Origin of the sequence: Paraburkholderia caffeinilytica, assembly GCF_003368325.1 — a bacterium.
Taxonomy (GTDB): Bacteria; Pseudomonadota; Gammaproteobacteria; order Burkholderiales; family Burkholderiaceae; genus Paraburkholderia; species Paraburkholderia caffeinilytica.
Genome location: NZ_CP031467.1, coordinates 3,412,891 through 3,432,387 on the forward strand (window position 1 = coordinate 3,412,891; position 19,497 = coordinate 3,432,387).

Sequence of the window (19,497 nt, forward strand, 5' to 3'; positions counted from 1 at the left end):
CCGTCATGGCTATGAGCGTTGGGCAGGATGATAACGACGAGGTCATCTCCAGTATCAACACCACGCCGCTCGTCGATGTGATGCTGGTTCTGCTGATCATCTTTCTGATCACGATTCCGGTGGTGACGCATACGGTGCCGGTGCAATTGCCGAAGGAGACGATCCAGCCGCTGCAGACCACGCCCAAAAGTATTGTCATTGCGGTTAACCGCGACGGCGATTTCTTCTGGAACGAGAAGCAGGTGGATGCGCCTACGTTGCTGGCACGCCTGAAAACCGTCTCGGCCGTGACGCCGCAACCGGAAGTACACGTTCGCGGCGACCAGAGCGCGCGTTATGAATTCATCGGCCGGGTTATTACCGCGTGCGAGCGTGCCGGTATCGCCAAGGTTTCGTTTATTACCGAGCCACCCGCGCGTGGTGGCTAGCCTTGCATGGGATTGGACTAAGTGCTTTGCATGGGACCTGAGTAGGCGCTAAAGCGCCAACTCAGGTCGACAGCTAAAGCGCTAAGTACGATCGACAGCTTTGCATGGGATCGTACTAAGCGCTAAAGCGCTAAGTACGATCGACAGGAGATGATCATGGGAATGAACGTATCTTCGGGTGGTGGCAGTTCCGAACCGGATGTGATGGTCGATATCAACACCACGCCGTTGATCGACGTGATGCTGGTGTTGCTGATCATGTTGATCATCACGATTCCGATCCAGACGCACGCCATCAAGATGAACTTGCCGGTCGGCAATCCGCCGCCGCCGATCACGCAGCCGGAAGTCGTGCAGATCGATATCGACTTCGACGGCACTACGACCTGGAACGGCCAGCCGGTGCCGAACCGCGCGGCGCTCGAGTCGAGACTTGCGCAGGTGGCGGCCGAGCCGGTTCAGGCGGAAATCCATCTGCGGCCTAACAAGCTGGTGCCGTACAAGGATGTCGCGGAGGTGATGGCGTCCGCGCAACGACTGGGCGCGACGAAAATCGGCCTGATCGGCAACGAGCAGTACATGCAATAGGAAAGTGGAATGCTAACGATCCATCATCGGTTCAAGCGCGCGGTCATTGCGGCCGCTATCGGAGGGCTGTCCGCGCTCGTCGTGCTGCCGCTCACGTCTCAAGCCGCCGACACTTTGCGGCCGGATGTGGCAAAGCCGCTGAATGCCGCGCAGGATCTGTATCGCGCGCACAAGTACAAGGACGCGTTGACGAAGATCGATCAGGCCGACGCGGTGCCGGGCAAAACGCCCTACGAAAGCTACATGATTCAGGAGATGCGCGGCGCTGCTGCGGCGGCGGCCGGTGAATCGGGTGTGGCCGCCCAGGCCTACGAAACCTTGCTAGGTTCAGGGCGCTTGACCGGTGCAGACGAGCAGCGCACCACCGCGGCGCTCGCAGGCATCTACTTCCAGCAGAGAAATTATGCGCAGGCCGTGAAGGTTGCGCAGCGCTACCTGAAGTCGGGCGGCGGCGATCCTGACATGCGCACTTTGCTGGTTCAGTCTTATTACCTGTCAAACGATTGCGGCAGCGTGGTGAGTCTGCTCAAGCCGAGCATCGATGCGCAAGTGCGCGCCGGTCACGCACCGGACGAGTCGCAACTGCAATTGCTCGGCACGTGCGCGCAACGGGTGAAAGACGACGCAACGTACCGCAGCACGCTCGAAAAGCTGGTTGCCTATCATCCGAAGCAGGCTTACTGGGACGATCTGTTCAACGCGATTCGCAGCAAGCCCGGCTATTCGTCGGCGCTGGATATCGACACCTTCCGCCTGCGCCGTGCAACCGGCTCGCTCAGTACAGCCGACGATTATATGGAGATGACGCAGCTCGCGATCGTGGCCGGCACCACGGCCGAAGGGAAACAGGTCATCGATCAAGGCTTTGCGTCGGGCGTTCTGGGTCACGATGCGCAGGCAGATCGCGAGAAGCGGTTGCAGGCGCTCGCCGCGAAACGGGCGCAGGCGCCGGCCGATCCTGCGAACCCCGTCGCGCCGGTCGACCTCGGCTTCAACCAGGTCTTCGCAGGGCAGGCCAAGCAGGGTCTGACCGCCATGGACGCCGCGATTGCGAAGGGCGGAATCGATCACCCGGATCAGGCGCAACTGCATCTCGGCGAGGCGTACTACATGGCGGGCGATAAGGCGCGCGCAGTGCAAGCCTTCCGTGCAGTGAAGGGTACCGACGGTTCGGCCGACCTCGCCCGGTTGTGGGTGCTGGTGGCGTCGAAGTAGCGGCATCCCGGTACCGACATGTTTCATTCTGCGAAGTGCCTTCAAGGTATCCGTGCATCGAACCGGGAGGCACATTCTCGCCGTACGGGGCACGGATCGTCGCGGATACTCGGATGTGGTTGCGTGCGCAACCATCGCCAGGTTCGCGGCAAGAACGAACATGTCATGACGGTCGCCTTGATTGAGTCACTTACCGCGGCAACTAACCAGGCATTTCGCGCATGTCTTAGGGAGGATGTTGCACTCAATGAAACATAGTTTGGTTTTATCAAACTAATTTTGACTACGGGATTCTGTCTTGCTATGGTTTTGCCACTCGATAACAAGGCACAGGTCGCAGTTTCTATAGGAAGCAAAATCCGCGCGCTTCGCCAACGGCTCAAGCGCACACTGGATGAAGTGGCAACCACGGCGGGAATCTCCAAGCCTTTTCTGTCGCAGGTGGAACGAGGTCATGCAACGCCTTCGATCACATCGCTAGTTGGCATTGCTCGAGCTTTAGGTGTGACGGTGCAGTACTTCGTCGATACGCCCACCGAAGACAAATCGGTGCAAAGAGGAAGTGAGCTGAAGTACTTCGGGTTCGATGGAACCGCGAATCTGTTTGGACGGCTGACGAACCTGTCGGTTGGCAGCAAGCTGGAAGTGATTCTCGTCAGAATGCCGGTGGGGCAAAACCCGTCGGAAGTCACGACGCATGCAGGGGAAGAGTTCTTGTACGTGATGAGCGGCCAGATATCGCTCACGTTAGAAGGTACAACGTTCGTATTGCAGGCAGGTGACACCGCGCATTACGAGTCCACTGTGCCTCACGCCTGGTGCAATACCGCCCGCGAAGAAGCGGTGGTCGTCTGGGTGGGCACGCCACGATTGTTTTAGATGCCTTTGCTCGATGCTTTCGTTGAAAGCGGTCATTCTGTATTTGTAAGTATTACTTAAAGTTCGATCGGGAATTGACAGGGATTGGAGTGTATTGCCTCGATATCCAGAGCCCGAAGTAGTAGAAGTGAAAACAATTAGAAAGCGCTGCGCATTTCGTTTGTAATAAATAAGTAGTCCGATATTGAAGTATCAGAAGTGTCTCGTCTTCCTGTCTGTATTTGCAATCTGGTGCGCTGTTGACCGGTTTGACGGGCAATGGGAGGCGGGCAGCTTTAACGGAGCGCGGCGCACGATCGCCGTATATCGAGTGGAGAGGTTCACAAGACCTCTCTTCACACAAACAGCAGTGGCCTTATTGACGAGCGGGAAGGGGAAAAATGAAACAGAGGGCATTGGCGTTGGCCATCAAAAGAATAATCTGGGCTGAACTGGCATTGTCGGCCGCAATCGTCGTACCGGCGTTTGCACAGAGCCAGCCGGCCGCCACCGGAACCGCGGCAGGCGCGACGACGGAGAGCACGCCCGCTGCGGCGCCAGCTCCGGCATCGGGCACCGCCGCGACACCGTCCGCGGACAACAACACCGCGACGCCGAGTGGCAAGGGCGTTCAGCAATTGAAGAAGTTCGAAGTGACCGGGTCGCTGATCCGTAGCTCCGACAAAGTCGGCTTCAACCAGGTTCAGACGGTTTCGCAGAAAGAAATTCAGAATAGCGGCGCCACGACTGTCGCAGATTTTCTGCGCGATACCGCCGCCAACTCCGCCAATAGCTGGAGCGAAGGTCAGGCCGGCAACTTTGCCGCGGGCGCGGCGGGTATCGCCCTGCGCGGCCTCAGCGAAAAGTACACACTGGTGCTGGTGGATGGACAGCGTGCGGCGCCGTTCGCGTTCTTTTCGAACAGCGTTGACTCCTTCTTCGACCTGAACACGCTGCCGCTGAACTCGATCGATCGCATCGAAATCGTGAAGACCGGCGCAGTGTCGCAGTACGGCTCGGATGCCGTCGCGGGCGTGGTCAATATCATCACGAAACACAACTATCAGGGACTGACGCTCGACGGCAGCTACGGCAGCGCCATCAACGGCGGTGGCGGCGCGGGCACGACCAAGTTCAGCGCGCTGGGTGGCTTCGGCGACCTCAACTCCGATCGCTTCAACGTGACGGCGGCAGCCAGCTACTACAAGTCGAATGGCATCACGCTCGCGGACCGCGACTCGACTCGTAATCAGGACTTCACGAATCAGGCGGGTGGCTTCTCGCTGCTCGGGCCGTCGTACTGGAACCTACCCGGTGGGGGCGTGCAGGCGCTGAGCAACTGTCCGTTCGGCGGCTCGGTGCGTCCCGCAGCCACCAACTCGCTGACGGCGGGATCGGCCGGCACGGTCTGCGGCTTGAACACCGCCGAAGGCACGTCCATCGCACCGATGATGGAGCGTTTGAACGCGAAGCTTCACGCTGACTTCAAGATCAACGATCAGACCACCGCGTTCGCGGACTTCCTGGTCAGCAGCAACCACACCACCACGAACGACGGTCTGTGGGGCAACGTTGTCGGCAATCCGCAGGCCCCCGCACTCGTGTGGAACCCGCAGACGAAGCTGCTTACCCCGTTCAACTTCACGGTGCCGGCGAGCAATCCGTACAACCCGTTCGGCGTCGCCACGCCGCTCACCTATGCTTTCCCGAACACGATCGCGGAGAAGACGGATTCCGTGTACTGGCGCGCGTCTACGGGCGTCAAGGGGTCGTTCAACCTGCCGAACGGTGAATGGGATTGGGCGTCGTCGATCAGTCATTCGCAAAGCACGGTTTCGAACACCTATACGAACCAGCTGAACTCCTCCGTACTGAATAACATTTACCAGAACGGCACGCTGAATTTCGCAAATCCGGCGGCCACGCCGAACGCGTTCAACGGGCTGTACATGGACGCGAACAACCTGGGTATCTCGAAGCTCGATACGGTCGACGCAACGCTTTCGACACCGGAACTCTTCCATCTGCCGGCAGGTGACGTAGGCCTGGGGTTCGGTGCGCAGTTCACGCACCAGAGCGAAACGATGAATCCGGGTGGGGCGTTCGAAGACGGCCTGGTCATCAACCCGAATCTCCAGACGGTGGACGGCCAGCGTAACGTTGCGGCGGTGTACTACCAGGTGGATATTCCGATTGTCCACAACCTGACGTTCAGCCAGTCGGGCCGTTACGACCACTATAGCGATGTCGGCGGCGCGTTCTCGCCGCGCTTCGCGCTGCGCTATCAACCGGTTCAGGCGCTGACGATGTACACGTCGTACAGCCGCGGCTTCCGTGCGCCGACGTTCGTGGAGAACAGCAAGTCGCAAACGATCGGTCTGCAGGTGGACCCGGCCACCGGCCAGAACTACACGTCGATCACGGAGGGCAATCCGAACCTGTCGCCGGAACGCACGAAGAACTTCAACATCGGCTTCGAACTGTCGCCGACGCGTACGACCGATGTGGGCCTCGACTGGTACAAGATTCGCGTGGATCACGTGATCGGCCAGGGCACGCCTTCGCAGGTTGTCACCGACGCCAACGGCAACCTCCTGTACAAGGTGATCCCGTATTCGAATCTGGGCTACCTCGACACAAACGGTTTCGAAGGCACGTTCCGTCAGGCACTGCCGACGAAGACCGCCGGTACGTTCACCCTGTCGGCTGACTGGGCATACGTGAACAGCTTCAAGATCGGTTTCCCGGGTGCATCGCCTGTGAACGGCGCGGGTAACAACTTCACCATCACGCAGCCGTTCGGCGGCAGCTTCCCGCGCTGGAGAGGCAACACCACGCTGGACTGGACGTACCACAAGTTTGACGCAGCGCTGACGTGGCAGTTCACGGGGCCGTACGCCCAGAATCTGTTGCCTGAGCCGAACAAAGTGGGGTCGTACAGCCAGTTCAATCTGATGATGACGTACACGGGCATCAAGAACTGGACGATCTATGGCGGCATCAACAATATCTTCAACCGCACGCCGCCGTACGATCCGATCTTCGCGAACGGTACGCTGAATCAGACCGGCTACGACGAGTCGCTGTACTCGTACATCGGCCGTTTCGCCCAGATCGGCGCAACCTACAAGTTCTAAGGTCCGCTTGATTGGGCTGAAGAGTGCGCCGCTCCGGTTCCATATACTGTGGGAACCGGAGCGGTGTTTTTTTGGCGAAGCATCATAGGGCGGTAGTGCAGGCCGACTGCCGTTGCAATGAACCGGCGTGCGCGGACGATCACGTGAGACGGGCGCATGAGGCGTGTATATGAAGCGTCTCCATGAGCGCTGTGCGTGCGGCGTGTCGCACGGCCGCAGGACGAATCGCGCGCGGGTCACGAGCCGGTGCGCACCGTATGGGCTGATGAAAAGAATGATGAATTCCGGACTGCTGCGCCTGCACGACGCGATGGGATGTTTGCTCGGCGCAGTGCGCCGTGCCGCGAACATCGGGTTTGCCATTGCCGCGGCGCCTGGCGTGTTGGCGATATGCGGGGCGATCCCGACGGCGGTGGAGGCGAAGCCGTCGATTTCACAGTACGACCAGCCGAAATATCCCGCCGGTTTCACGCACTTCGACTATGCGAATCCCGACGCGCCCGCCAACGGCTCGCTCAGTTTCGAAAACTATAACGAGCTGCAGACTTACGATTCGCTGAATCCGTTTCTGGTGCGTGGCGCGCCCGCGCCCGACGTCCTCAATCTGATGTTCGACACGCTGATGCAGCGCAGCTGGGACGAACTGGCCTCCGAATATCCGCTGATCGCCGACGATGTCGACGTCGCGCCGGACCTGACGTCGGCGACGTTTCATATCAATCCGGCCGCGCGCTTTTCGAACGGCGACCCGATCACCGCCGCCGACGTCAAGTATTCGTTCGAGACGTTGACGAGTCCGCAGGCGTCGCCGCTTTTCAACGCGCAGTTCTCGATTATCAAAAGCGCGACGGTGATCGACAGGAGCACGATCCGCTTCGATTTCAAGCATTCTGAACGCGATGCGCCGCTGATTGCCGGCGACCTGCCGATCTTCTCGCCGAAATGGGGCATGCAGCCCAACGGCAAACGTCCGCCCTTCGATCAGATCTCTTCCGCGCCGCCGATCAGCAGCGGCGCCTATCTGATCGAAGGACGCAAAAACGACAAACAGATCACGTATCGCCGCAATCCTGACTATTGGGCGGCGAACCTTCCGTCGCGACGCGGCATGTTCCGCTTCGAGCGGATTGCCTTCAATCTGTACCGCGACCACTACACGCAGCTCGAAGCCTTCAAGGCGGGCGATGCGGACGTCATCGTCGAATACAGCGCGACGCAGTGGGCGCGCAAATATGTCGGCAAGAACTTCGACAACGGGTTGCTGAAGAAGGGCGAATTCGCCGACGGTCCCGCGCAGATGCAGGGCATGCTGATGAATCTGCGCAAGCCGATGTTCCAGGACCCACGCGTGCGTCACGCGCTGACGCTGGCGTTCGACTACGACTGGATGAACCGGATGATGTTCTACGGTCAATACCGGCGCACCAGCAGCTATTTCGAAGCCAGCCCGTTCGGGGCAACCGGTATGCCGGGCGAGAAGGAGCTGGCGCTGCTCGAACCGCTGCGCGGCAGCGTGCCACCTGAAGTGTTCGGTCCGATGCTCAAGCAACCCGACACGATTGCGCCGAATTCCTTGCGCGGCAATTTGCGCGTCGCTCGCGATCTGCTGGCGCAGGCCGGCTGGCACTATCGCGACGGCGCATTGCGCGACGTCAACGGTACGCCGATGACGATCGAAATCATGGACGATCAGCCCGGCATGGATCGTCTGATCCTGCCATATATGCAGGCGCTCGAGATGCTCGGGATTCAGGCCCACATGCGCGAAATCGACAGCGCCCTGTACGAGAAGCGTCTGGATAATTTCGAGTACGACATGACCACCTTCATCTATCCGCCGGTCACCATTCCGGGCGCCGAACTGACGCGCCGCTTCGGCAGTGCGGCCGCATCCGAAGTCGGCTCCGAAAACTATCCGGGCATCCGTTCGAAGGCGGTCGACTCGCTGATTCACTCCGCGCTCACCGCCACCAATATCGAGGATCTGGAGGCGGCGACCCGCGCGCTGGATCGAGTGCTGATCTATTCGTTTTACCTCGTGCCGGAGTACTACGCACCGGGCGCGCGCATCGGCTACAAGACCACCCTCGGCTTTCCAAAGACGGTACCGAATTCGTACCTGTACGAAGACTGGGTCGTCAACTACTGGTACGTGAAGGCGCCAGGCGCACAAGCGACACAGAAACCCCAGGCCACGCAATCCGCGGGTTCAACCACGGCCGCGGCCCACTGAGGAACAGCATGCTTGCCTACATTCTCAGACGATTGCTGTTGATGGTGCCGACGCTGCTCGGCGTGGTCACCCTGACCTTTGTCGTCACGCAGTTCGTACCGGGTGGGCCGGTCGAACAGGTGATGACGCAACTCCGCCACGGCGCTGGCCGTGGCGGAGAGGCGGGGGCGGGCGGCGGAGGCTATCACGGCAGCCAGGGTGTCGATCCGCAGCAGATCGAGCAGATCAAGAAACAGTTCGGCTTCGACAAGCCGCCGCTCGAGCGATACGTGCTGATGCTCAAGCGCTATGCGACCTTCGATCTCGGCCAGTCCTACTATCAGCATGACAGCGTGTGGGAGGTCATCAAATCGAAACTGCCGGTATCGATCACGCTCGGCTTATGGACAGTGCTACTCACGTATCTGATATCGGTGCCGTTGGGCATTGCGAAAGCGGTGCGCAACGGCTCGCGCTTCGATACGGTGACCAGTGTGCTGGTGCTCGCCGGCTATGCGATTCCTGGCTTCGTGCTGGGCGTGCTGCTGCTGATGCTGTTCGGCGGCGGCACGTTCTGGCAGGTGTTTCCGATGCGCGGCCTGACCTCGGACAACTTCCACGACCTCAGCACGTTCGGCAAGCTGCTCGATTATTTGTGGCACATCGCGCTGCCGGTCACCGCTTCGGTGGTCGGCAACTTCGCAATCGTCACGATCCTGACCAAGAACACCTTTCTCGAGGAGATCGGCCGTCAATATGTATTGACGGCTCGCGCCAAAGGGGCGCCGGAGCGCGACGTACTGTGGAAGCACGTACTGCGCAATGCCGCGATTCCGCTGCTGACCGGTTTGCCGGCGGCTTTCGTCGGCGCCTTCCTCAACGGCAATCTACTGATTGAAACCCTGTTTTCGCTCGACGGCATGGGTCAACTTTCGTATGACTCGGTGATTCGCCGTGACTATCCGGTCGTGCTCGGCTCGCTGTTTCTGTTCACGCTGATCGCCCTCATAACCAAACTCATTGCTGACGTCTGCTATGTCCTCGTCGACCCCCGCATCCAATTCAACCGCCTGGACCGCTGATCAGTCCGGTGCGGCGCACGTGGCGTCGCCGTCTCCGTGGCGGCGCACCTGGCTGCGCTTCAGGCGGCAACGGCTCGGTTACTGGAGCCTCGTGATCTTCGTATCGCTGTTCGCCATCAGCCTGCTAGGCGAGGTGCTGTCCAACGATCGTCCATTGGTTGTCCGTTATGAGGGGCAGTACTACTTCCCCATCGTCAAGGACTATTCGGAGAAGATTTTCGGCGGCGATTTTCCGGCGCGGGCGAATTACCTCGATCCGTATATCCGCTCGCGGCTCGAATCGAACGGCAACTTTGCGATCTATCCGCCGAATCATTTCCATTACGACACGATCGACTACTTCGCGGCCCATCCGTACCCGGCACCGCCCACCCGAAGCAACTGGCTCGGCACGGATCAGTACGGCCGCGACGTGCTAGCGCGGCTACTGTACGGTTTCCGGCTTTCGGTGCTGATGGCGCTTGCGCTCACGGTTTCCGGCGTCCTGATCGGCGTATTGACCGGCGCGGTGCAGGGCTTCTATGGCGGACGCACCGATCTGATCGGCCAGCGTCTGATCGAGATCTGGAGTTCCATGCCGGACCTGTACCTGCTGATCATCTTCGCCTCGATCTTCGAGCCCACGCTATGGCTGCTGTTTATTCTTCTGTCGATGTTCGGCTGGCTCGTGCTCTCCGACTACGTGCGCGCCGAATTCCTGCGTAACCGCTCGCTGGATTACGTGAGAGCGGCGCGCACCATGGGCCTCTCGAACTGGCAGATCATGTGGCGCCACGTGCTGCCGAATAGCCTGACGCCGGTGATCACGTTTCTGCCCTTCCGCATGAGCGCGGCGATTCTGTCGCTGACCAGTCTCGACTTCCTCGGACTGGGCGTGCCGCCGCCCACGCCGAGCCTCGGCGAACTGCTTCAGGAAGGCAAGAACAACCTCGACGCCTGGTGGATTTCGATCTCGGCTTTCGCCGCCCTGGTGATTACGCTGCTGCTGTTGACCTTCATGGGCGACGCATTGCGCAATGCGCTCGACACGCGCAAACGCGGTTCGGCGTTCGGCGGAGGTCCGCGATGAGCGAAGCCAAACCGAACCGGCCGTTGCTCGAGATCGATCGCTTCTCCGTGCGTTTCGGCGACAAGATCGCGGTGCATGAACTGAGTCTCTCGATTGCGCGCGGCGAGCGTGTTGCCCTGGTCGGCGAATCGGGTTCCGGCAAAAGCGTCACCGCGTTGTCGATTCTGCGTCTTGTGGAGCACGCCGACCTGAGCGGCCGCATGCTGCTCGACGGCGAAGATCTGCTGCAGAAAACCGAGCAGCAGATGCGCGGTCTGCGCGGCGCCGACGTGGCGATGGTGTTTCAGGAACCGATGACGGCGCTCAATCCGCTCTTCACGATCGGCAAGCAGATCGCCGAAAGTTTGCGCCTGCATGAAGGCTTGCGGCCGAACGCGGCGCGCCAGCGCGGTATCGAGTTGCTCAGGCGCACCGGTATTCCCGAACCGGAGCGGCGTATCGACAGCTTTCCACATCAGCTGTCCGGCGGCCAGCGGCAGCGCGCGATGATCGCCATGGCGCTCGCGTGCCGGCCACGTCTGCTGCTTGCCGACGAACCGACCACCGCGCTCGACGTCACCGTGCGTCAGCAGATCGTCGATCTGTTGATCGCATTGCAGGAGCAGGAAGCGGCCGAGCGTGGCATGGCCGTGCTGCTCATCACGCACGACCTGAATCTGGTGAAGCGTTTCGCGCAGCGTGTCGCGGTGATGGAGAAGGGCGTACTGGTCGAAACCAATACGACCGAAGCGCTGTTCTCCAACCCGCAGCATCCCTACACCCAACGCCTGCTGGACAGCGAGCCGCGTCGCGCGGTGGAGCCGGTCGAGCCGGGCGCGCCGCGTTTGCTCGACGTGCAGGGACTCGCCGTCGACTACCGCACCTCCGCGAAAGGCTGGCGCTCCATGTTCGGGCGCTCCACGTTCCGCGCAGTGCACGACGTCGACCTGAGCGTGCGGCGCGGTGAAACGCTCGGCATCGTCGGCGAGTCGGGGTCGGGAAAATCGACGCTGGCGGCCACCGTGCTTGGCTTGCAACAACCCGCCGCCGGCCATATTCATATCGACGGCTTGCCGCTTGACACGCTGAAAACCGCGCGCTCGCGCCGGGCGTTGTATTCGCGTATGCAAGTCGTGTTTCAGGACCCGTTCGGCTCGTTGTCGCCGCGCATGACGGTGGAGCAGATCGTCGGCGAGGGCCTGACGATGCATCAGCCCGACATGGACGCCAAGGCGCGGCGTGCACGCGTGGGCAGCCTGCTGGAAGAAGTGGGGATGCCCGCGGACGCCATGCTGCGCTATCCGCATGAGTTTTCCGGCGGCCAGCGCCAGCGTATTGCGATTGCGCGAGCCCTCGCGGTCGAGCCGGAATTGCTGGTGCTCGATGAACCGACCAGCGCACTCGATGTATCCATCCAGAAACAGGTGCTGAATCTGCTGACAAATCTGCAGAAAAAGTACAAGCTAAGCTATTTGTTCATTACGCACGATCTGGCGGTGATGCGAGCCATGGCGCATCGCGTGATCGTGATGAAGTCGGGACGCATCGTCGAAGCCGGCGACACACTCGATGTGTTGCATGCGCCGTCGCATCCTTATACCCAGTCGCTGCTCGCGTCGTCGCTGATCGTGTCGCCGGCGGGCGCAGCGGGGACTCATACGGGAACCACGAATGATTGACGAACGTTGGGCGCAGGCCGCCCGATCGCTTACGAGCCGCGCGGCGTTCTGGTCGCTGCGCATTGTCGACGAACAGATCGACGATCACGAGATTCGCAACGACATCGCGCAACCCATGCGAACGGTGCGCGATCGTGGCGCGATGCTGATCGCATGGGCGGGCGCGGGCGCCGGCTACGCGGCCACCGCGAATCTGAGCGCCGCCGGCCTGCAGCAGGCGCTGGATCTCGCCACGGCCCGCGCGGAAGCGAGCGCGGCATTGTCGCTGATCGATCATCGCGAGGTGGCGCGCCCCGCGGTGAGCGGCCGCTATGTGTCGCCGAACGCGCAGCTTGCGTTGCCGCGCCGCGCCGAATGGCTGGAGCGCCTGAGCGTGGAATGCGCGGGCGCGAATCTCGATGCACGCATTGTCGAACGCGTCGCGGCCGTGCAGATCACGCATACCGATCAGCTCTACATCACCAGCGACGGCGTGCGGATCGATCAGCAGTTCCAGTTCGTGATGCCGCAGTTGAGCGTGGCCGCGCACGCGGACGGCGATACGCAGGTGCGCACCCTCGGCGGAAACTACGGCACCTTGGGGCAGGGCGGCATGGAAGTGCTCGCACGCTTCGGCTTCGACGGCTCGGGGGCGCGTGTCGCCAATGAAGCGCTGCAATTGCTGGCCGCGCCGAATTGCCCTTCAGGCAAGCGCGATTTGTTGCTGATGCCCGATCAGATGATGCTGCAGATTCACGAGTCGATCGGCCATCCGCTCGAACTCGATCGCATTCTCGGCGACGAGCGCAACTTTGCCGGCTGGAGTTTCGTCAAGAAAGACATGTTCGGCTCGTATCGCTACGGTTCGGAACTGCTGAACGTCACCTTCGACCCGGAACTGTGCGAGGAAGCCGCCGCGTATGCATTCGACGACGACGGCACCGAAGCGAAAAAGCACTATCTGATCCGCGACGGCGTGCTCGAACGTCCGCTCGGCGGCGCGCTTTCGCAGCAACGCGCGCAGATGGCGGGCGTGGCGAATTCGCGCGCGTCGAACTGGAACCGCGCGCCGATCGACCGCATGGCGAATCTGAACATCGAACCCGGCGAGCAGTCGCTGGAGCAGATGATCGGCAATATCGAACACGGCATTCTGATGCGCACCAACACGTCCTGGTCGATCGACGACCATCGCAACAAATTCCAGTTCGGCTGCGAGTTCGGTCAACTGATCGAAAACGGCAAGCTGACCCAGGTCGTCAAACAGCCGAATTACCGCGGCATTTCGGCGAATTTCTGGCGCAGCCTGAGCGCGGTGGGGAACGCGGATACGCGCGAGGTGTACGGCACGTCCATGTGCGGCAAGGGCGAACCGGCGCAGATCATTCGCGTCGGCCATGCCTCGCCGGCCTGCGTGTTCAGCGGCATCGACGTGTTCGGAGGCGCCTGATGAGTCAATTCATGTCCGCGCGTTCCGCTTCGTCGATCGACTGGCAGCAGCATTTCACGTCGTTGGCCGACGCCATCGAACGCTTGCAGCAAGGCGCTGAAACCACGCTGAGTTCATTTGCCGGCGAACAGTCCGACTTTATCCGTTTCAACTCGGGCAAGGTGCGGCAGATCGGCAGCGTGTCGCAAGGCAAGCTGACTTTGCGCCTGATCGACGGCGCACGCCAGGCTTATTCGACGCTGACGGTATGCGGCGACCTGAAACAGGATCTGGACGATGTGAGCGCCGCGCTCGCCACCTTGCGTGAAAGCCTGCGCGGAGCGGCGGACGATCCGCATCTGTTGTTCGACACCTCGCAATGGCAACGCGCCACGCAACGTTCGGGCAAGCTGCCGGCGCCGGGCGGCTTGTTGCGCATCGTCGCCGAATGCGCGCAAGGACTGGATTTCGTGGGCTTTTACGCGGGCGGCACGATTGTGCGCGGCTTTGCGTCCACGGGCGGCAGCCGCGGCTGGTACGAAGTCGATAACTTCAATTTCAGCTGGTCGCTCTACGATCCGAGCGGTCGCGCGATCAAAACCACGTACGCCGGCGACGACTGGAGCGACGCTGTTTTCGCGCGCAAGGTCGAGCAGGCCGCGGCGCGCCTGTCCGTGCTCGCGCGCACGCCGCGCAGCTTGGCGCCGGGGCGCTATCGCTCATATCTGGCGCCTGAAGCACTCGCCGAATTGCTCGGCGTGGCGGCATGGAGCGGTTTTTCCGCACGCGCTCAGGCGACGTCGCGCAGCGAGTTGTACAAGCTGCATGTGGGAGAAATCGTAGTCGACCCGCGCGTCACGATCAGCGAAGATCTGAATCTCGGCATTACACCCGGCTTCAACGACGACGGCTATTTGCGCGAAAGCGTCCCGTTGATTCAGGGTGGCCGCAGCGCCGAACGCCTGACCAATGCGCGCAGCGCGCGCGAGTACGGGCTGACGCCCAACGGTGCGCTGGCGAGCGAGTCGCCGGCGGCGCTCTCGATGCAAGCGGGCGACCTGCGGGAAGAGGACGTGCTGGCGAAGCTCGATAGCGGTCTCTACATCGGCAATCTCTGGTACGTGAATTTCTCGGACCGGATGAATTGCCGCCTGACCGGCATGACGCGCTTCGCGACCTTCTGGGTCGAAAACGGGCAGATCGTCGCACCGCTCGAAGCCATGCGTTTCGACGACAGCCTATACCGTCTGCTCGGCAGCGAACTCGAGCAACTCGGCGCGCAAGCGGAGCTGCTATTGAGCGATTCGACATGGGGCGAGCGCGCCACGGGCGGCATGCAATTGCCCGGCATCCTGACGAGGTCGTTCGAATTGACGTTATGAGCCTATGAATCAAGAAATAAGAACAAAATCCAATTCTGGGAGCTTGCCTGAGGGCCTGACGCTGCGCGCATTGCGCGTGGCCGATGCGGAACAATTTCATGCCATGCAGCAGTTGCCGGTCGTGATGAACGGCAATCCTCATGCGCCGTTTCGAACGCTGGCCAGCACGCGCGAATACCTCGAAAAACTCGCAGCGCCCGAGATCCTGATCGCGGCAATGGTCGGCGACACGCTGGTCGGTGAAGCAGAGCTCACGCCTTTCAAGGGCCGCCGCGCGCATGCCGCGTCGCTCGGTATTGGCGTACACGACGCATGGCATCGGCGCGGCATCGGCAACGCGCTGATGACCGAGCTGCTCGATCTGGCCGATAACTGGCTCGGTCTGCGTCGCCTCGAGTTGCATGTCTTCGCCGATAACCATGCGGCCCTTGCGCTCTATCGCAAGTTCGGCTTCGAGATCGAAGCGCATCAGCGTGGCGCCGTGTTGCGCCGTGGCGTGCTGATCGACTGCTATTTCATGGCGCGCCTGCGTGAGGCGGCGCCGTGGATGTCGACACCGTCAGCCGCCAACACCGCAGCGGAATGAGACTATGAAAGAAGAAACGTTACCAGGCGAGGCCGCACTCGACGATCGCATTACGGTTCGAGCGCTCGAATCGTCCGACATGGACGCGTTCGCCGACATCATGAGCCTGCCGGGCGCGCGGCGCGGCACGCTATCGGTCGGCTATCGCAGCCCTGAACAGCTGAAGGCGTGGTACGAGCGGCGCCTCGAAAGCGGCGTAAACATATGCGCGACCATCGGCGGGCGCGTGGTCGGCCACGCCGGGTTGGACGTTCACCGGCCCAGCCGCGCGCATTGCGCACATTTAGGATTGGCCGTGCACGACGCGTATCATGGGCGCGGTGTCGGCTCGGCGCTTCTGCAGGGGTTGATCGACTGCGCGGATGCGTCGCTCGGTTTGCGCCGCATCGACCTCACCGTGTTTGTCGACAACGCGCCGGCGATCGCGCTGTACCGCAAGTTCGGCTTTGTCGAAGAAGGCCGATCGCGCGGTTTCGCGATGCGCGACGGCGTACTGGCCGACGTGCTGCATATGGCCCGCCTTGTCGACGCACCGCGTCTCCAGACAATCTGAACGGATTTCCTGCGTGCCATTTTTCTTCATCGACCGCCCGGTCTTCGCATGGATTGTCGCGCTCGCCATTGTCGTGGCGGGCGCGCTTGCCATACCGCAACTGCCGGTCGCGCAGTATCCGCGTCTTGCGCCGCCGCGCATCGTGATCAGCGCCGTCTATCCGGGAGCTGCCACCGAAGTAGTCGATGCCAATGTCGGCAGCATCATCGAGGAGAGTCTCGATGGCGCCGACAATATGCTGTACTACGAAACGACCAGCGACAACCTCGGCAATCTCGAGATCGACGCGACCTTTGCGCCGGGGACCAATCCGGATCTCGCGATGGTCGACATCCAGAACCGTCTCAAGCAGGTCGAGTCGCGCTTGCCGCAACAGGTCGTGCAGCAGGGCATCAGCGTATTCAAGGCGGCCAATACGTTTCTGATGCTGGTCGCGCTGACTTCCACGGACGGCTCGCGCGATTCCGTGCAATTGAGCGACTACCTGAGCCGCTACGTGTTGCGCGAACTGAAGCGCGCACCGGGCGTGGGCGCGGCGGAGTTGTGGGACTCCGACGAAGCGTTGCGCATCTGGCTCGATCCGATGAAGCTGCGCGAGTACGGCCTTGGCGCCGCTGAAGTAAACGCCGCCATCGCCGCGCAGAACGCCACGGTAACGGCCGGCACGCTGGGCGACGCGCCGTTCGTTCCGGGGCAGCAATTGACGGCCTCGGTGAACGTGAAGGGGCAACTGATCTCGCCCGCCGAATTCGGACAGATCGTGCTGAAGGCGTTGCCCGACGGCTCGGCGGTGCGCCTGCGCGACGTCGCGCGGGTCGAGCTTGGGCGTGACAATTACTCGTTCTATTCGCGTCTGAACGGCAAGGCTGCGGCAACCGTCGGCATTCAACTTGGGCCGCGCGGCAATGCGCTCGAAACGTCGAATGCGATTCGCACGCGACTCGCCGAGTTATCGAAAAGCTTGCCGTCCGGTGTCGCCGTCGAAATCCCATTCGACAACGCGCATTTCGTGCAGATTGCGATTCGTGAAGTGCTCGTCACGCTGGCGGAAGCGGTGGTGCTGGTGTTCTTCGTGATGTGGCTGTTCCTGCGCGATCTGCGCTACACGCTCGTGCCCACGGTGGTGATTCCGGTCACGTTGATGGGCGCGTTTCTCGCGATGTATGCCTGCGGCCTGTCGATCAACGTGTTCACGATGTTTGGCCTCGTGCTGGCCATCGGTATTCTCGTCGACGATGCGATCGTGGTGGTGGAGAGCGTGCATCGCGTGATGGAAGAAGAAGGCCTGCCGCCGCGTGAGGCGACCCGTAAGGCGATGACACAGATCGGCGGCGCGATCGTCGGCGTGACTGCGGTGCTGACGGCCGTGTTCGTGCCGATGGCGTTCTTCCCGGGCGGTGTCGGCGGGATTTACCGGCAATTCGCGGTGTCGATGATTGCGTCGATGCTGGTGTCGTCGTTCATGGCCTTGTCGTTGACGCCCGCGCTGTGCGCGAATCTGCTGAAAGCGCACAAGCACCCGGTGAGCCAGCGCGACGCCCGCCGTGGCCTGCCAGGCTTCGCGGCGCGGGCGGCGAGCCGGTTCACGTCCGGTTTCGACCGGGCCGCGAGCGGCTATCGCGGGCTGACCGCGCGGACCCTGCGCCGTATCGGGCCGATGCTGGCAATCTATGCCGTGCTGGTCGGCCTGTGCGCCGCGCTCTACTGGCAAATGCCCGGTGGCTTTTTGCCCAGCGAGGACGAAGGCCAGTTGCAGGTGATGGTGCAACTGCCGGCCGGTGCGACGCAGGCGCGTACGCTCGCGGTGGTCCAGCGGATGGAAAAGATCCTGCATGCCGAGCCCGCGGTCGCACACGTCACCAGTGTGATCGGCTGGAGTTTCAGCGGCAGCGGTCAGAACGTGGCGATGGGTTTTGTCGAACTGAAAGACTGGGGCACACGCGACACCGACGCAATGACGTTGCGCGACCGCCTCAACGAGAAGTTCGACAAGATCCTCGACGGTAACGTGGAGGCGCAATTGCCGCCTTCCGTGCCGGGACTCGGGCACTCGGACGGCTTCGTGTTCCGGCTCGAAGATCGCGGCGGAGTCGGACTGGACGCGCTGAAGGCGGCGCGCGAGCGGCTGTTCGCGCAAGCCAAGACGAACCCCGCGCTGGCTTCGGTGCGTTCGGAGGATCTGCCGGATGCGCCGCGCGTCGAACTCGTCATCGATCGTGCGAAAGCGTACGCGCTTGGCGTGCCGTTCGACCGCATTGCCGATGTGCTGGGCAGCACCTTTGGATCCTTGTATATCGACGACTTTCCTGCCGGTGGCCGGATGCGCCGCGTGATGATCTCCGCCGACGCCACCACGCGGATGACCGACGACGATCTGATGGCGCTCGCCGTGCCGAACTCGACGGGCGGCATGGTGCCGCTATCCGCGATTGCGGAACGCCACTGGAGCATCGGCCCGGTGATGCTGACGCGCTACAACGGCTATCCGTCGCTCGACGTGAGCGGCCACGCTGCGCCTGGCTACAGCTCGGGCGCGGCGATGGCGGAGATGGAGCGGCTCGCCGCTTCGTTGCCGGTCGGAATCTCGTATGACTGGGTCGACGCGGCGCGCGAAGAAACCGCCGCGGCACGGCTTACGCCGTTGCTGATCGGTTTGTCGCTGCTGGCCGTGTTCATGGCGCTGGCGGCCTTGTACGAAAGCTGGACGATCCCGCTTGCCGTGCTGATGGTCGTGCCGCTCGGCGTGATCGGCGCAATCGCCGCGATGCTGCTGCGGGGCATGCCAAACGACGTCTACTTCAAGGTCGGCATGATTACCGTCATCGGCCTCGCGGCGAAAAACGCGATTCTGATCGTGCAGTTCGCACGCGACCTGTATCGCCAGGGCCTGCCGTTGACGCGCGCCGTGAGCGACGCGGCCGCCGCGCGTTTCCGTCCGATCGTGATGACCTCGGCGGCGTTCCTGCTGGGCGTCGTGCCGTTGGTGGTGTCGAGTGGCGCGGGCGCGGAGAGCCGTCGCTCGATCGGCACCGGTGTGTTCGGCGGGGTGCTGGCGGCCACGCTGTTCGGCCTCGTGTTCGCGCCAGTCGCGTTTCATGCGGTCGCCTCGCTAACGTACAGCAGGCGGCGGCTCGCCGCGCTGCGGCGCAAGCGTGACGAGCGGCGCGCGCAGCGGGAGACGAGCGAAGGCGGCCGGTTGACGAATGGCCGATGAGGCGACGGCGCCCCGTCGCCCCGTCGCGCGTGAATCCGGCCGCGGGGTGAGTTGAGCGCGGTAACACGTTACGTAACGTGTTACCGGTTTCGTACTTCGAAATGTCG

At 62.0% G+C, this 19,497-nt stretch carries 14 protein-coding genes; all 14 read left to right on the top strand.

Going from position 1 to position 19,497, the window contains the following annotated elements; genetic code table 11:
- The first annotated feature begins 5 nt into the window (after positions 1-5).
- Entirely contained in the window at positions 6-428 is a 423-nt protein-coding gene (locus DSC91_RS31580) for an ExbD/TolR family protein (RefSeq protein ID WP_115782442.1), read from the top strand.
- 156 nt (positions 429-584) lie between these two features.
- On the top strand, positions 585-1,016 hold the full coding sequence (locus DSC91_RS31585) for an ExbD/TolR family protein (protein WP_115782443.1): 432 nt from the start codon (positions 585-587) through the stop codon (positions 1,014-1,016).
- 9 nt (positions 1,017-1,025) lie between these two features.
- The gene (locus DSC91_RS31590) at positions 1,026-2,231 is read left to right on the top strand and encodes a tetratricopeptide repeat protein (protein WP_115782444.1); all 1,206 of its coding nucleotides are present in this window, start codon (positions 1,026-1,028) and stop codon (positions 2,229-2,231) included.
- Between the two features lie 303 nt (positions 2,232-2,534).
- Positions 2,535-3,110 carry a helix-turn-helix domain-containing protein gene (locus tag DSC91_RS31595; RefSeq protein ID WP_115782445.1) on the top strand — a complete coding sequence of 192 codons (576 nt, stop codon included), beginning with the start codon at positions 2,535-2,537 and terminating at the stop codon, positions 3,108-3,110.
- 380 nt (positions 3,111-3,490) lie between these two features.
- Positions 3,491-6,226: a TonB-dependent receptor domain-containing protein gene (locus DSC91_RS31600; RefSeq protein WP_115782446.1), complete on the top strand. Its 2,736-nt coding sequence runs from the start codon at positions 3,491-3,493 to the stop codon at positions 6,224-6,226.
- A 277-nt stretch (positions 6,227-6,503) separates the two neighbouring features.
- Entirely contained in the window at positions 6,504-8,459 is a 1,956-nt protein-coding gene (locus tag DSC91_RS31605; RefSeq protein WP_373291822.1) for an extracellular solute-binding protein, read from the top strand.
- 8 nt (positions 8,460-8,467) lie between these two features.
- Complete coding sequence (locus tag DSC91_RS31610; RefSeq protein ID WP_115782447.1) at positions 8,468-9,520, top strand: microcin C ABC transporter permease YejB; 1,053 nt, start codon at positions 8,468-8,470, stop codon at positions 9,518-9,520.
- On the top strand, positions 9,474-10,589 hold the full coding sequence (locus tag DSC91_RS31615; protein ID WP_115782448.1) for an ABC transporter permease: 1,116 nt from the start codon (positions 9,474-9,476) through the stop codon (positions 10,587-10,589). The genes DSC91_RS31610 and DSC91_RS31615 overlap by 47 nt, the downstream gene beginning before the upstream one ends.
- A complete protein-coding gene (locus DSC91_RS31620; protein WP_115782449.1) occupies positions 10,586-12,247 on the top strand; it encodes an ABC transporter ATP-binding protein in 1,662 nt (553 codons plus the stop codon). Before DSC91_RS31615 ends, DSC91_RS31620 begins: the two co-directional genes overlap by 4 nt.
- Positions 12,240-13,676 carry a TldD/PmbA family protein gene (locus DSC91_RS31625; RefSeq protein ID WP_115782450.1) on the top strand — a complete coding sequence of 479 codons (1,437 nt, stop codon included), beginning with the start codon at positions 12,240-12,242 and terminating at the stop codon, positions 13,674-13,676. Before DSC91_RS31620 ends, DSC91_RS31625 begins: the two co-directional genes overlap by 8 nt.
- On the top strand, positions 13,676-15,037 hold the full coding sequence (locus DSC91_RS31630; protein WP_115782451.1) for a TldD/PmbA family protein: 1,362 nt from the start codon (positions 13,676-13,678) through the stop codon (positions 15,035-15,037). Before DSC91_RS31625 ends, DSC91_RS31630 begins: the two co-directional genes overlap by 1 nt.
- A gap of 43 nt (positions 15,038-15,080) precedes the next feature.
- Entirely contained in the window at positions 15,081-15,623 is a 543-nt protein-coding gene (locus tag DSC91_RS31635; RefSeq protein WP_373291817.1) for a GNAT family N-acetyltransferase, read from the top strand.
- A gap of 4 nt (positions 15,624-15,627) precedes the next feature.
- On the top strand, positions 15,628-16,176 hold the full coding sequence (locus tag DSC91_RS31640) for a GNAT family N-acetyltransferase (RefSeq protein WP_115782453.1): 549 nt from the start codon (positions 15,628-15,630) through the stop codon (positions 16,174-16,176).
- Between the two features lie 13 nt (positions 16,177-16,189).
- Positions 16,190-19,390, top strand: a complete 3,201-nt coding sequence (locus tag DSC91_RS31645; RefSeq protein WP_115782454.1) for a multidrug efflux RND transporter permease subunit — start codon at positions 16,190-16,192, stop codon at positions 19,388-19,390.
- The last annotated feature ends 107 nt before the right edge of the window (positions 19,391-19,497 follow it).